We start from the raw sequence: 13,431 nt of genomic DNA on the forward strand, positions 1-13,431 counted from the left end.
CGACGCGGCCCGCGCGCGGTCACGGCGCGAGCTACTCCACGCGACCGACGGCGACCCGGTGTCCGGTCGCTTCGGCGTGCGTTCGCTCCAGCGCGGTCGCGTCGCTGCCGGTTCCGAACAGGCGTTCGACCGGACACTCCCGGCAGACGACGTGGTACTTCGCTTCGTTCGGTGTGGATCGCATGGACGTTGCCACGCCCCCCTCCGACGTAGTTACACGCACCGTACCCGCGGTTAAACGGGACGTTATCCGGCGGTATCGAGACGCTCGTCGCCGGGCGCGACCGGTGCCGTCCGAGGTCAGTCGCCGCCGGCCCGGCGTTCGAACCGGTCGAGCGCGAGCCCGAGCATGTCCGGGCTCACGGGCTGGTACTCCTCGCGCTCGTGTGCCGGGAGGTACTCCCGGACGCTGTTCCACGACTCCCGGGCGTACCGCGCGTCGAGCAGGACGCGCACCCCGCGCTCCTCCGGGCCGCGGATGACGCGACCGACGGCCTGACGGGCCTTCCGCACCGCCGGCACCGTGAGCGCGGTCTCGAACCCGGACTCGAACCGGCGGTCGTAGGCGGTGACGACCGCCCGGGTCCGCGGCCGCGCCGTGTTGATGATGGGGACGCCACAGACCACGGCGGCCGACAGGCGGTCCCCGCGGTAGTCGACGCCCTCCGTGAGCGTGCCCCGGAGGCTCGTCACGAGCACCTTCCCCTCGCCCGCGAAGAAGTCGTCCTTCAGCGACTCCGTGGCGCGGTCGCCGGAGGACTCGTCGAGCAGCACGGGCTTGTCGAGGCGCTCCGCGAGCGACTCGGCCATCCACGTCGCCTCCGCGTAGCTCGGCGTGCCGACGAGGACGTTGCCCTCGCGGGCGGCCACCGTCGCCGTCGCGTCGAGGTACGCGAGGCGCGTGTCGTTCTCCTCGCCGGGCGGACCGCGGTTCTGATGCGTGAACTTCGGCGCGTCGACCGCGAAGCTCGCGCGGTTCGATTCGGGGAACGAGAGGCCGTACGTCCGCTCGACGACCGGCCGGCCCCGCGCTTCGAGGTGGTCGAGCCCGGTCACCTCGCGGAACACGTCCATCGGCTCCAGCGTCGCGCTCATGAGGACGCCGCCGCCGAACTCCGCGAGCCGGTCGCCGATCGGCTCGCTCGGGAGGCAGTTGTACAGCGCGAGGCTTGCGTTGTACGCGCGGCGCCACGAGTCCGGCGGTTCCGTCTCGTCCCACGTCCGCTCCAGGTCGATGGCCCGGAAGAACTCCTCGTGGTCCTCGCGGTACCAGGCGTTGAGCGTGCGCCCGACGCCCGGCGCCGCACGCCGCTTGTCGTCCTCCTCCAGCGAGTCGAGCACCCGCTTGACGACCGCGCCGACCTGCTGCGCGCGCGCCCAGACGCGGTCGCCGTACCCCTCACGTTTCGCCCACGCCGTGACCTCGTCCTCGTCCGGCTCCTCGGGGTCGCGGAGGGGGACCTCGTCGTCGTCGAGCTCGCGCATCGACGCCCGCCAGTCGGGCCGCTCGCGGTCGAGCCGCTCCGTCACCCGGCGGTCGAGCTCGCCGCGGAGGTCGGCGTAGAACTCGCGGACCGACTCGATCTCGTCGACGGTCACGTCGGCGTCTTCGAGCTCGCCCCGGACGAGCGCCGCGTCGTCCGACTCCGCGCCGGCCGTCTCGAAGGAGAGCGGCTGGACGACGCGGGTGAGCTCGTTCTCGGCGTCGCGGAGGCTGGCGTCGGCGACCGCGTCGCTCACGAGGTCGCGGACGCGCGGTTCGAGCATGTGCGCCTCGTCGCAGACGACGAACGTCGAGTCGTCGAGCAGCGCGCCGGTGAACGTCCCGGTCGTCACCGGATCGAACGCGTGGTAGTAGTTGCCGATGACGACCTCGACCTCGGGGACGAGCGCGCCCATGACCGAGTGCGGACAGGAGCCGTGGCCGGCGGCGAGCCGGACCAGCTCGTCGCTGTCGACGTGGCCGAGGTCGGTCACGTCGAACGGGACCGCCTCCGCCGGGTCGCCGTCCTCCGGGAGGTCGTCGAGGAAGCCGGCGTAGAACGGGCAGAACTCGGTCCCCTCGTACTCCTCCGTGTCGGGGCGGTAGGGGGTCGGCTCGCCGTCGACGCTGAGGTAGTCGGCGGCGGGGGCGTCATCGCCGGGCGAGCCTGTGTCGCTTCCCGAGTCCATCAGTCCCACCTGCTGGCTCCGCGCCTCGCTCACGAGGTTCGAAGTCGTCGTCGCGCCGCCGTCGCCGACGAGGTTCCGAGTGCGCTCGCGGAGCCCCTCGCAGCGCTCGTAGACGTTCTCGCGGTCGATCCCGCCGCGGTTCTCGCGCGCGTACGGGCAGACGTCCGCCTTGCCGACGAGGGTGAGCCCGGAGACCGGGTCGTACTCGTCGGGGAGGTCTGAGTTGATCGTCCCGAGGTCCGTCTCGAACTGGCGCAGCTGCTGTTTGACGCTCGTGAGGACGAAGACGCGCTCGAAGTTGGAGTCGGGGTCGCGGACGCGGTCGAGCCCGGCGGTGAGCGCGAGCATCGTCTTGCCGGTCCCGCACGCGCCCTCCAGGGCGAGGAAGCCGCCGTCCTCGGCGGCGTCGACGGCGGCGTCGATCCCGTCGGCCTGCTCCGGGTACGGCTCTGCGTGGCCGAAGATGTCGGCCCACGGCGGGGGGTTCGTCACTGTGGCGGCGTAGCTCCCCATCGGAGTTAAACCTTGAGAGAGCGGGACGGCCGCGGGGGTCACCGGCGGGCGGCCGCGGCGGGTCTCCGCCGACGGCCGACGTCCCCTCGCCGCGACCGTCCTACCCGACGATGTCGTGCAGGTCGGAGAGCCGGTCGATCTCCCACGTCGGCCACACGTTCAGCTCCCAGTCGCGGCGGTGAGGTCGCCGGATGAACGCGGAGTCGATACCGGCGTTCTCGGCCGCGCGCACGTCGGACTCGTTGTCGCCGACGAACAGGGCGTTCCCCGCGTCGAGGTCGCCGAGCGCCTGCTCGATGTAGTGGGGGTTCGGCTTGCGGAGCTGGAGCGAGTGGATCGTCGGTTCGCGGCCGTAGGCGGCGCCGAACCGCTCGAAGCCGTCGAAGTGCTCCACGAGGAAGTCGACCGTCGCCTGCTGGTTCGAGGAGACGATCCCCATCTCCACGTCGAGGTCGGCCAGCTCGTCGAGGTCGTCGTACGGGGTCTTGCGCCCCTCGCGCGCCTCCTGCTGTTGGGCCTTCGACACCACGTCGTCGCGGGTCCGCCAGAACGACCCCGGATCGAGGTCGTACGTCTGACAGACGGTCCCCACGCTGCCGGGGGTCGCACCGATGGTCATGCGCTCTACGTCGTCCGGATCGGGCTCCTCGACGCCGCACTCCTCGAACGCGCTCCGGGTTGCGTCCCGAAGCACGTCGAAGCGCGTGCGGCCCACGAGGACACCGTCGTTGTCGAACACGACGGTATCGTACGTCATACGTTCCGGAGTTGCTCAGCACTTAAAAGGGTTTCACCACCGATCCGTCGCGACGCCCCGTTCATTTATATACGTCCGCCGCCCGTCCCGCGGTATGCGCGTCAGCGTCATCGGCGGCAGTTCGGTCCCGCCCGAGACGGCGGCGGTCGCGGAGGAACTGGGAGAACGGCTCGCGAACCGCGGCCACGCGGTCGTCTGCGGCGGGCTCGGCGGCGTGATGGAAGCGGTCTGTCGCGGCGCTCGCGAGGCCGGCGGAGAGACCGTCGGGATCCTGCCGACCGACCGACGATCGGACGCGAACCCGCACGTCACGGTGCCGATCGCGACCGGGATGGGCCACGCCCGCAACGCGCTCGTCGCGATGAACGGCGACGCCGCGGTCGCGGTCGACGGCTCGCACGGCACGCTCTCGGAGATTGGGACGGCGCTCGCCCACGGTCGGGCGGTCGCCGGACTCGACACGCACGACGTGGCCGGCGTGGAACCGGTGGGATCGCCCGCCGAGGCGGTCGACTACGTCGAGGACGCGGTGCGGTAGAAACGGGACCGGTCGGCTTCGGCCGCGCTACCAGGTGTCGTGGAACGTGTCGAACTCGATCGAGTCGAGGGGCTTCTCGCCGATGGCGGCCTCGTACTCGCCCGGGGTCAGCATCGGCTTGTGGAACCGCGGCCCGTCGTCGGTCGTGATCCGGGGACAGCCGGTGTTGACGAACGCGTCCATGTCGAAGTTGCGGAGGCGGTCCGGCGTCACCTCGTCCATGGTGATCAGGTAGGCGTCCTCGTTGTCGTCGACGATCTCCTGGGCCGTCTCCCAGCGGCCCTGCCCGATCTTCGTACAGAAGATGACGCCCCACTTCTCGGCGCCCATCGCCTTGTGGACCGAGGCGTAGCGCTGCTTGAGGAACTGGTCGTGCTCGGCGACGGACACCGCGTTGTTGACGGGGTCGGCGATGACGACGCGCTTCTCCGGGTGCTCCATCGCGAGCCCGACGGGGTGGAACTTTCCGCCGCCGACGTACAGCACCTGGTCGGCGGGGATGTCGGCGGAGGCGTAGTTGCAGCCGAGCACCTGCCCCTCCTTCGTGAGCCGGTCGTCGCCCCGGCGGGTGTGGACCTCGTAGCCGCGCTCCTCCAGCCAGTCGGTCATCTCCTCGAACCGGTTCATGTGCTGGGCGGTCGTCACGAGCCCCACGTCGGCGTTCTCCTCGGGGTCGTCCAGCTCTTCGTCCAGCGCGTCCTCCATGATCGGGAAGGGGTCGACGTTCGAGAAGAGCGGGACGTAGACGATGCTGTCGGACTCCTTCATCGGCGTGTGGCCGAAGTGGACGAACACGTCCGTCCGGCGCATCAGGTAGGTGTCGAGGTCGCAGGCGCCGTAGCAGGGCTGCCCGGAGAGCATGAACGTGACGTCGTCGGGGGCGACCTCGCGGAGGTCGTCGGCGACCTTCGGACCGCGGCGCTTGAGCCCCTCGGGGAACTGGAGGCCGACCTTGGAGGCGTCGCGCTCCTCGATCGCCTCCAGGATCCGGTCGAGTTCGTAGTCCCACTCGCGGTCGTGTTTCAGGGCCATCCCCGTCTTGGTGAGGTCGCCCTCCGTGGAGCCGCTCATGGACTCGAATTACGCGGGGGGACGGTTAAACGGCGCGCTCGGCGGTCATCCTCGTGATCGTTCGGGATCGAGTGCGGTCGAACCCTGCCGCGGCCGACGGATACAACCCCCGAGCCGACGAACCGGGATACAATGAGCGACATTCCGCTGGAACACGTCCACGTCGCGCCGGACGACGCCCCTGAGAACGCGCCCGCCGTCTTCGTGCTTCACGGCCGCGGCGCCGACGAAGAGGACCTGCTGCCCGTCGCGCGACACCTCCCCGACGAGCTCCACGCGATCAGCCTCCGGGCGCCCGACCCGCTTCAGGGCGGGTACACGTGGTACGAGCTCGACCTCTCGGCGGGCGGCCTCGAATCGAGCCAGCCGGACGCTGCCGACTTCCGCCGCAGCCTCGATCTGGTCGCCGAGAGCGTCGACGCCGCGACGGAGGCGTACGCCCTCGACCCCGACCGGATCGGGCTGCTCGGCTTCAGCCAGGGCGCGATCACGAGCCTCTCGCTCGTCCTGGAGGACCCGGACCGGTACGCGTGGGTCGCCGCGCTCCACGGCTACCTCGCGGACGCCCACGCCGACGCCGACCCGGACGGGATCGAGGGGAAGCCCGTCTTCGTCGGCGCCGGGGCCGGCGACCGCGTGATCCCGGAGTCGCGCTCGGCCGCCGCCGCCGACCGGTTCGAGGAGCTGGGCGCCGACGTCGCCCGCGGCAGCTATCCGGGCGGCCACGGCATCGGGCAGGAGGAACTGGCCGACCTCGTCGCCTTCGTCGAGGCGCAGGCGGCGTGACTGCGGGGTCACAGACCGCCCGCGGCGTGCGCTTGCGGCACGAGAGGCCTCCCTTCGGCAGGTTGAAACCGCTCCGCGCCAACGATCGGGTATGAGCGTCGAACGGGCCACCCCCGACGAACAGGCCTCCATCGAGGACCTCGGTCGCGAGCTCGGCGAGCGGATCGCCCGAACCCCCGAGTACGAGCGCTTCGAGGAGGCGCGCGAAGCGGTCCAGCGCGACGAGGAGGTTCAGGCGAAGATCGACGAGTTCGAGCAGCTGCGCGCCGAGTTCATGCAGGCCCGAGAGACGGGACAGGCGACGAACTCGGGGCTCCAGAAGGTGCAGGCGGCACAGGACGAGCTCCACTCGATGCCCGTCATGCGGGAGTTCCTCGACGCGCAGGACGAGCTGAACGACACCCTCGAATCGGTCAACGAGGCCATCTCGGAACCGCTCGCGGTCGACTTCGGCGGCGAGGCCGGCGGCTGCTGTCAGGACTGACGGTCGCGCCGACAGACCGTCGACTCCCCTCTCCTTTTCACCCATAGCGACGCAGTCCGTCGCGTGATCGCAGTCGCCGGCGGCAAGGGCGGGAGCGGAAAGACGACCACGACCCTCGGGCTCGCGCGGGCGCTGTCGAGGCGGGGCGCGCCCGCGGTCGCGGTCGACGCCGACTGGGACCTCCCGAACCTCGCCCGGCTGGCGTCGGAGACGGACGACGGCGCCGCCGGTGAGCGCGACCGCCGAACCGTCGTCGACGCGGTCCGCGACGGGGTCTCGCCGGACCGCTCGGCCCCCGCGGTGATCGCCGCGCCCGACGGCACCGAGACCGTCGACCCCGCTCCGGCGTTCGAGGCGCTCCGGAACGCGGTCCCCGACGACGCCGCGACGCTCCTCGACTGCCCGGCGGGCGCGTCGCCGGACGCGGCGGCGCCGCTCCGCGCGGCCGACCGGTCGCTCCTCGTGACGCCGCTCCGGCGGTCGGCCCTGCGCGACGCCGCCAAGACGGCCGCGGTCGCGCGGCGGCTCGACTGTCCGCCGGTGGGCGCCGTCGCCGTCCGCGCGCCGTCCGTCCCGGACGCCGTCGCCGACCTGCTCGGCTGTCCGGTGATGGGCCGGGTCCCGTCCGCGGCGCCGGCACCGCTCTCGGACTCGTCGGTCGAATCGGCGTACGACGACCTCGCGAGGCGGCTCGCGGGTGAGTACGGAGCGGAGCGATGGCGCGTTGCGTGACCGTCGATCCCGCCGCGGGCGCGCCGTTTGACGGCCACCGACAGAGCCAAACCTCCGGAGACGGCAGCGTTCGTATGGAGCCGCTCCCGACGGGGATATCGGTGCTGGACAGGGAGTTCGGCGGGGGGATCCCGAGCGGCAGCGTCGTCGCGCTGAAGGCCGACGCGGCGAGCCAGTCCGAGCTCATTCTGGACCGGTTCTCGCGGGTCCGGGCGTGTCGATACCTGACGACGGTGCGCTCGGCCGACGCGGTGGAGGCCGGCCTCACGGCCGACGACGAGGAGGGCGAGACGGTCGTCCGAGACGCCACGGGCGACGATCCGTTCGCCGCGGTGCTGGACGCGACCGCCGAGCTGGCCGAGGGGGAGACGGTCGTCGTCGACTCCGTCGGGCCGCTGGAGGCCGGCGACCGCGAGGAGTACGGCGCGTTCCTCGGTGAGCTCCGTCGGCGCGTCGACGACGCCGGCGGGCTCGCGGTGCTCCACGCGCTCAAGGGCGCGGCGGCGGACCGGAACCGGGTCGTCACCGAACAGGTCGCGGACGTCGTCTTCGACCTCCGCACCACCGTGACCGGAACCGAGATCGCGAACCGGCTCGTCGTGCCCAAGTTCCGGGGCGGCGCGGCGTTAGAGGAGCCGCTCAAGCTGAAGCTCACCGACTCGGTGTCGGTCGACACGAGCCGGGACATCGCCTGAGCCGGTCGTCCTCTCGAATTTCGCGTCTACAGTACGGCGACTGCGACGACTACGACCACGCCGACGAGCGCCGCCGCGGCCGCCCAGTTCCGCGGCTCGTCGAGCGGTCCGTACGGGCCGCCCTTCCGCGAGAGGAGGTAGACCGCGTACACCGCGAGCGGTGCGAGCGTCGGCAGCGTCCCCACCTCGACGACGCCGGCGACGCCGGACAGCAGCGCGACCGCTATCGTCGTCGCGCCGGCGCTCGCGGCGACGACGAGGTCGTCGCGCGCACGTTCGATCTCCATCTCAGTCGCCCTCCGTCATCTCAGTCGCCCTCCGCGTCCCGCTCCGTCGCCCGGTCGCGTTCCATGTCTCCGACTGGGTCGAGCGTCGTTCAAAAGGGATCGATCTTCCTCGGACCGGGACGCCGCGGGTCGGGCGCTACTCCTCGTCGAGCTCGTCGACGATCTCGTCGGCGTCGACGTCGACGTCTTCGAGCGCGTCCTCGATGTCGCCCGCGCCGCCGCCGCCCATCCCGCCCATCATGCCGCCGAGTCCGCCCATGCCGCCGCCCTCGATGACCTCCTCGATCACGACGCGGTCGAGGTCGAGCCGGCTCATGAGGTCCTGCGCGATCTGCTGTTTCTGGAACATCCACTGCTGGTTCATCTGCATCGCCTGCGTGGCCGTCACGTAGAGGACGTCCTTCTCGACCTCCTCGGTCTCGACGGTCTCCTCGCCCTCGTCGTCCTCGGAGACCGTCTCCTCCTCCTCGGCGACCGTCTCGATGCGGACCTCGGGGGCCTCCTGGAGGTACATCCCGAGCATGCCGGCGGCCTGCTGCTCGCGGTCGTCGATCTCCTCGAGGATCTCGTACTCGTACTCGAGGTCCTCGCCGGCCAGCGGGTGGTTGAAGTCGACGCGGGCGCGGCCGCCGATGATCGTCTCGAGGTACCCCTGCTGGTTGTCGATCTGGACCTGCGCGCCGGGGTAGCGGCTGTCCTCGGGGATCTTGTCGGCCTTGACCGTCTCGACCTCGTCGGGGTCGTACTCGCCGAAGGCGTCCTCGGCGGGCACGTCGACGACGCCCTCGTCGCCGACCTCCGCGCCGACGAACGCCTCGTCGACGGCCGGGAAGACGTGGCCGGCGCCGAGCGCGATGACGCGGGGCTCGAACTTGTGGTCCTCGGTGTCGATCTCGGCCTCCTCGGCGATCTCCTCGTCGGTGGTGTCGATGACCCGGCCGTCGTCGGCCGTTCGGATCGTGTACGCGACCCGCACGAAGTCGCCGTCCGCCAGCCCGGCGCTCTCGGTCTCGGCTTCGGTCTCGGCCTCGTCGGCGTCCTCGGCCGCGTCCGCTTGCTCCTGATCGCTCATACCCTGAAGGTCACCTGTTACACCCTTAAGGCGCACGGTTCGACGCGGCGAGCGCCGCGACGCACCGGAATCAGCGTCCCGCGGCGCTTAAGAACGCGCCCGGCTGATTCCGGGTATGTTCGAGGTCGAGATCAAGGTGCCGGCCGACGTCGACGCGGTCCGCGACCGCCTCCGGAAGGCCGGCGCCGAGCGCGTCGACGCGCGCCGCCAGCGCGACGCCTACTACGACGCGCCGCACCGCGACTTCGCCGAGACGGACGAGGCGCTCCGGGTGCGACGCGAGGCGCCGCTCCCGGACGGGATCGGTTCGGGAGCCGCCGAGACGGCCGACCGCGATCCGACTCCCGAGACGACCAAGCTCACGTACAAGGGACCGCTGCTCGACGAGGGGTCGAAGACCCGCGCGGAACGCGAGACCGAGGTGGCCGACCCGGAGGCCGCGGCCGGCATCCTCGCCGGACTCGGATTCGAGCCGGCGGCGACCGTCGAGAAGCGGCGCGAGTTCTGGGCGTACGACGGGTTCACCGTGACGCTCGACGCGGTCGACGGGCTCGGTGAGTTCGTCGAGATCGAGCGCTCGGTCGACGACGAGACCGCGATCGAATCGGTCAGGGACGACGCGCTCGCCGCCCTCGACCGGCTCGGGCTGGACGGCGCGGAACAGGTCCGCACCTCCTACCTCGGGCTGTTGCTGGCGGACGCCGACGCGAGCGACGACGAGTAGCCGGGCGCCGCTCGCGACCGGACTCAGTCTCCGTCGCCGTCGGGCCGCTTCTTCGAGAGCGCGGTCCGGTCGAACTCGCAGACGAGGACGTCGTCGCCGTCCTCGACGAGCTTGAACGCCTCCACGTGCATCGTGACGACGCCGCGCTCGCCGTCGCTCGTCTCCCGCTTGTCGGTGACGGTCGACCGCGCGCGGATCGTGTCGCCGTGGAACACCGGATTCGGGTGCTCGACGTCGTCGTACGAGAGGTTCGCGACGATGGTGCCGTCCGTCGTCTCCGGGATCGACACGCCGACCGCGAGCGACAGCGTGTACAGCCCGTTGACGAGCCGCTCGCCGAACTGCGTCTCCCCGGCGAAGTCGGCGTCGAGGTGGAGCGGCTGCTGGTTCATCGTCATGTCGCAGAACCGCTGGTTGTCGCTCTCGCTCACGGTCCGCCGGCGCGCGTGCTCGATCGTCTCTCCGACCTCGAACTCCTCGTAGTAGCGTCCCGTCATGGGGCGACCCTCGACCTCGGGCGACAAATCGGTACCGCTCCGGGTGCCGGAGGCGTCGGCGGTCCGGACGGCCGGCTCGGGTCACGATCCGGACGGCCCGGCTCTTTATGTCCGGTCGCGAGGAGTCCTCGACATGGCCCGACGAAGCCTCCTGTTCTCCCCCGGCGACCGCCCGGAGCTCATGCGGAAGGCGCCGGGGACGGGCGCGGACGTCGTCTGCTTCGACCTCGAAGACGCCGTCGCTCCCGGCCGGAAGGACGAGGCCCGCGCCGCCGTCCGCCGCGTGCTCGCGGCCCCCGACTTCGACCCCGACGCCGAGGTGTGCGTCCGGCTCACGGCGTCGGACCCCGGCGCCGACCTCGACGCCCTCGTCGGTGCCGAGATAGCGGACGAAGCCGGAAGCGACGGCGACGCCGAGCCCGCGATCCGGCTCGACGCGGTCATGCTTCCGAAGGTCGAGGGCGCCGACCGCGTGGCCGACGCGGCCGCGCTGTGCGCCGACCGCGGGCTCGATCCCGCCGTGTTCGCCCTCGTCGAGACGGCGGGCGGCGTGCTCGCCGCGGAGGCGATCGCCGACGCGGCCGCGACGGAGGCCCTCCTCTTCGGCGCCGAGGACCTCGCGGCCGACCTCGGGGCGACGCGGACCGACGAGGGGACCGAGGTGTTGTACGCCCGCGAGCACGTCGTTCTCGCGGCCGGTGCGGCCGACGTCGACGCGCTCGACACGGTGTACACGGCGTTTTCCGATACCGAGGGGCTCCGCGAGGAGGCGGCGTTCGCGCGCACGCTCGGCTACGACGGGAAGCTCGCGATCCACCCGTCGCAGGTCGACCCGATCAACGAGGCGTTCACGCCCGACCCGGACGAGATCGAGTGGGCGTCGCGCGTGCTCGACGCCCGCGACGAGGCCGACCGCGAGGACCGCGGCGTGTTCAGCGTCGACGGCGAGATGATCGACGCGCCGCTGGTCGCGCGAGCGGAGCGGATCGTCGAGCGGGCGGCGGCCGCGGGGATCGACGCGCGGTAGCGACCGTCCCTTCCCGCTGATCGTCCGTCACAATTAACCCCGGTCCCCGGGGACGTTCCCACATGGCCGATCAGGCGAACCCGTTCGAGAGTCTGCGGGAACAGGTCGACGACGCCGCGGCGCACCTCGACGCCCCGCCGGGCGTGCTCACCCGACTGAAGAACCCGGAGCGACTGCTGGAGACGAACCTGACGTTCGAGCTCGACGACGGATCGCTGGAGACGGTCCGCGCCTACCGGTCGCAGTTCAACGGCGACCGCGGGCCGTACAAGGGCGGGATCCGGTATCACCCCGGCGTCACGCGCGACGAGGTGAAGGCGCTCTCCGGATGGATGGCGTACAAGTGCGCCGTCGTCGACGTGCCCTACGGCGGGGGGAAGGGGGGGATCGCGATCGACCCGAGCGACTACTCCGAGAGCGAGCTGGAGCGACTGACGCGCGCGTTCGCGACGGAGCTCCGACCGCTCATCGGCGTGGACCGCGACATCCCGGCGCCGGACGTCAACACCGGCCAGCGGGAGATGAACTGGATCAAGGACACCTACGAGACGCTGGAGAACACGACCGCGCCCGGCGTCATCACCGGGAAGGCGCTCGACTCGGGCGGGAGCGAGGGACGCGTCGAGGCGACCGGCCGCTCCGTCGCGCTCGCCGCGCGCGAGACGTTCGACTGGCTCGACCGGGACCTCGCGGGCGCGACGGTGGCCGTGCAGGGGTACGGCAATGCCGGGTCGGTCGCGGCCGCGCTCGTCGACGACCTCGGCGGGGACGTGGTGGCCGTCTCCGACTCCTCCGGCGGGATCTACGACTCCGACGGGTTCGACCCACGGGCGGTGAAGGAGCACAAGGCCGAGACGGGCGCCGTCTCGGGCTACGGTGACGCCGCGTCGATCACGAACGAGGAGCTGTTGACGCTCGACGTCGACCTGCTCGTGCCCGCGGCGCTGGAGAACGCGATCGACGGCGACCTCGCCGCCGACGTCCGGGCCGACGTGATCGTCGAGGCGGCCAACGGTCCCCTCACCCCCGACGCCGACGACGTCCTCGTCGAGAAGGACGTCTACGTCGTCCCCGACATCTTCGCCAACGCCGGCGGCGTCACCGTCTCGTACTTCGAGTGGGTCCAGAACCGCCAGCGGTTCGGCTGGACGGAGGAGCGCGTCAACGACGAGCTCGAACGCGTGATCACGGAGGCGTTCGACGGGATCGTCGAGGCCTACGAGGGACGCGACGTCCGCGACCTCCGCACCGCCGCTTACGTCGTCGCCATCGGTCGGATCGTGGACGCCTACGACCAGGCCGGCAGCTGGCCGTAGTTCGGCTCGTCCGGAGCGACGCCCCTACTCCAGCCGCGCGTCCCGGACCTCGACGTGACCGCGGTCGCCCTCCCACACGGCGTCGTACTCGAACGCGATCCGGCGGTCCATGTGGGGGCCGTCGACGACGTACGTCTCGAACTCGCCGCCCTCGCCCAGCGGGTGGACCCCGTACTCCTCGCGCAGATCGAGCAGCTCCGCGAGCGCGTCGGCGTCGTAGCGCCGCCCGAGCCACGACTCGTCGAGGCCGTAGGCGGCGACCTGGACGATCCGGATCTCGAAGCCGGCGTCGAACATCGCCTCCGCGAGCGCGACCGGGTCCTCGCCCCACAGCGGGGCGAACAGATCGATTCCGAGCCGGTCGCACATCCCCCGGATCCGGCTGGTCTGGTACTCGCTCTCGACCGCGCCCGCGGTGACGCCCGCGAGGTCGACCCCGTCGGCCGCGGCGATCTCCCGGAGCGCCGCTTCCATCGGCTCCAGCTCGGCGTCGCCCTGCGCGCCCGCGTCGTCGACGTCGTCCGCGCCGAAGTCGTCGGGCGACACCTCGACGAGGTCGATCCCGACGCTCTCGGCCGCGAGCCCGGCGAGCTCCGTCGCCGGGGTGTGGTACATGTACGAATCGCCCGCGGGGTGGACGGTCAGGAGCCGCGAGACGTCGAGTCCCGTCTCCAGGGCGCGGTACAGCGCCCACGAGGAGTCCTTCCCGCCCGAGAAGAGGCTCACCCAGTCGTCGGTCATTGGCGGCGGAACGCTCGGC

16 protein-coding genes are annotated in these 13,431 nt (G+C 71.6%); 8 read left to right on the forward strand and 8 right to left on the reverse strand.

The window, feature by feature from the left end:
* Positions 1-31: 31 nt before the first annotated feature.
* The 3 genes from NO900_RS11750 to NO900_RS11760 form a co-directional block, all read right to left on the reverse strand.
* Entirely contained in the window at positions 32-184 is a 153-nt protein-coding gene (locus NO900_RS11750) for a hypothetical protein (RefSeq protein WP_256409412.1), read from the reverse strand.
* Positions 185-300: 116 nt separating this feature from the next.
* The gene (locus NO900_RS11755) at positions 301-2,664 is read right to left on the reverse strand and encodes an ATP-dependent DNA helicase (protein WP_256409413.1); all 2,364 of its coding nucleotides are present in this window, start codon (positions 2,662-2,664) and stop codon (positions 301-303) included.
* Positions 2,665-2,785: 121 nt separating this feature from the next.
* Positions 2,786-3,442, reverse strand: coding sequence for an HAD family hydrolase (locus tag NO900_RS11760; protein WP_256409414.1), 657 nt, complete (start codon positions 3,440-3,442; stop codon positions 2,786-2,788).
* Between the two features lie 94 nt (positions 3,443-3,536).
* Here NO900_RS11760 and NO900_RS11765 point away from each other — a divergent pair, with 94 nt between their 5' ends.
* The gene (locus NO900_RS11765) at positions 3,537-3,980 is read left to right on the forward strand and encodes a TIGR00725 family protein (RefSeq protein WP_256409415.1); all 444 of its coding nucleotides are present in this window, start codon (positions 3,537-3,539) and stop codon (positions 3,978-3,980) included.
* Positions 3,981-4,007: 27 nt separating this feature from the next.
* On the opposite strand, the gene dph2 is transcribed toward NO900_RS11765, so the two are convergent.
* Positions 4,008-5,051: a diphthamide biosynthesis enzyme Dph2 gene (gene dph2 / locus NO900_RS11770; protein ID WP_256409416.1), complete on the reverse strand. Its 1,044-nt coding sequence runs from the start codon at positions 5,049-5,051 to the stop codon at positions 4,008-4,010.
* Positions 5,052-5,183: 132 nt separating this feature from the next.
* Here dph2 and NO900_RS11775 point away from each other — a divergent pair, with 132 nt between their 5' ends.
* The 4 genes from NO900_RS11775 to NO900_RS11790 all read left to right on the forward strand — a co-directional run bounded on the left by NO900_RS11775 (position 5,184) and on the right by NO900_RS11790 (position 7,748).
* A complete protein-coding gene (locus NO900_RS11775) occupies positions 5,184-5,837 on the forward strand; it encodes an alpha/beta hydrolase (protein ID WP_256409417.1) in 654 nt (217 codons plus the stop codon).
* Positions 5,838-5,928: 91 nt separating this feature from the next.
* Positions 5,929-6,321: a YlbF/YmcA family competence regulator gene (locus tag NO900_RS11780; protein ID WP_256409418.1), complete on the forward strand. Its 393-nt coding sequence runs from the start codon at positions 5,929-5,931 to the stop codon at positions 6,319-6,321.
* A 63-nt stretch (positions 6,322-6,384) separates the two neighbouring features.
* Positions 6,385-7,053, forward strand: coding sequence for a nucleotide-binding protein (locus NO900_RS11785; protein ID WP_256409419.1), 669 nt, complete (start codon positions 6,385-6,387; stop codon positions 7,051-7,053).
* 74 nt (positions 7,054-7,127) lie between these two features.
* Positions 7,128-7,748, forward strand: coding sequence for an RAD55 family ATPase (locus tag NO900_RS11790; RefSeq protein ID WP_256409420.1), 621 nt, complete (start codon positions 7,128-7,130; stop codon positions 7,746-7,748).
* 26 nt (positions 7,749-7,774) lie between these two features.
* On the opposite strand, the gene NO900_RS11795 is transcribed toward NO900_RS11790, so the two are convergent.
* The gene (locus tag NO900_RS11795) at positions 7,775-8,035 is read right to left on the reverse strand and encodes a DUF8049 family protein (protein ID WP_256409421.1); all 261 of its coding nucleotides are present in this window, start codon (positions 8,033-8,035) and stop codon (positions 7,775-7,777) included.
* Positions 8,036-8,171: 136 nt separating this feature from the next.
* Complete coding sequence (locus NO900_RS11800; RefSeq protein WP_256409423.1) at positions 8,172-9,107, reverse strand: FKBP-type peptidyl-prolyl cis-trans isomerase; 936 nt, start codon at positions 9,105-9,107, stop codon at positions 8,172-8,174.
* Between the two features lie 115 nt (positions 9,108-9,222).
* Between NO900_RS11800 and cyaB the strand changes: the two genes are divergently transcribed.
* Positions 9,223-9,831, forward strand: a complete 609-nt coding sequence (gene cyaB, locus NO900_RS11805; protein WP_256409424.1) for a class IV adenylate cyclase — start codon at positions 9,223-9,225, stop codon at positions 9,829-9,831.
* Between the two features lie 23 nt (positions 9,832-9,854).
* Here cyaB and NO900_RS11810 read toward each other — a convergent pair whose 3' ends face one another.
* Positions 9,855-10,328, reverse strand: coding sequence for a MaoC family dehydratase (locus NO900_RS11810; protein WP_256409425.1), 474 nt, complete (start codon positions 10,326-10,328; stop codon positions 9,855-9,857).
* A 133-nt stretch (positions 10,329-10,461) separates the two neighbouring features.
* On the opposite strand from NO900_RS11810, the gene NO900_RS11815 reads away from it, so the two are divergent.
* A complete protein-coding gene (locus NO900_RS11815) occupies positions 10,462-11,355 on the forward strand; it encodes an HpcH/HpaI aldolase/citrate lyase family protein (protein WP_256409426.1) in 894 nt (297 codons plus the stop codon).
* Positions 11,356-11,417: 62 nt separating this feature from the next.
* On the forward strand, positions 11,418-12,671 hold the full coding sequence (locus NO900_RS11820; protein WP_256409427.1) for a Glu/Leu/Phe/Val family dehydrogenase: 1,254 nt from the start codon (positions 11,418-11,420) through the stop codon (positions 12,669-12,671).
* Between the two features lie 24 nt (positions 12,672-12,695).
* On the opposite strand, the gene NO900_RS11825 is transcribed toward NO900_RS11820, so the two are convergent.
* Positions 12,696-13,412, reverse strand: a complete 717-nt coding sequence (locus NO900_RS11825) for a diphthine--ammonia ligase (protein WP_256409428.1) — start codon at positions 13,410-13,412, stop codon at positions 12,696-12,698.
* Between the last annotated feature and the right edge of the window lie 19 nt (positions 13,413-13,431).

The organism is Halorubrum rutilum (assembly GCF_024494565.1).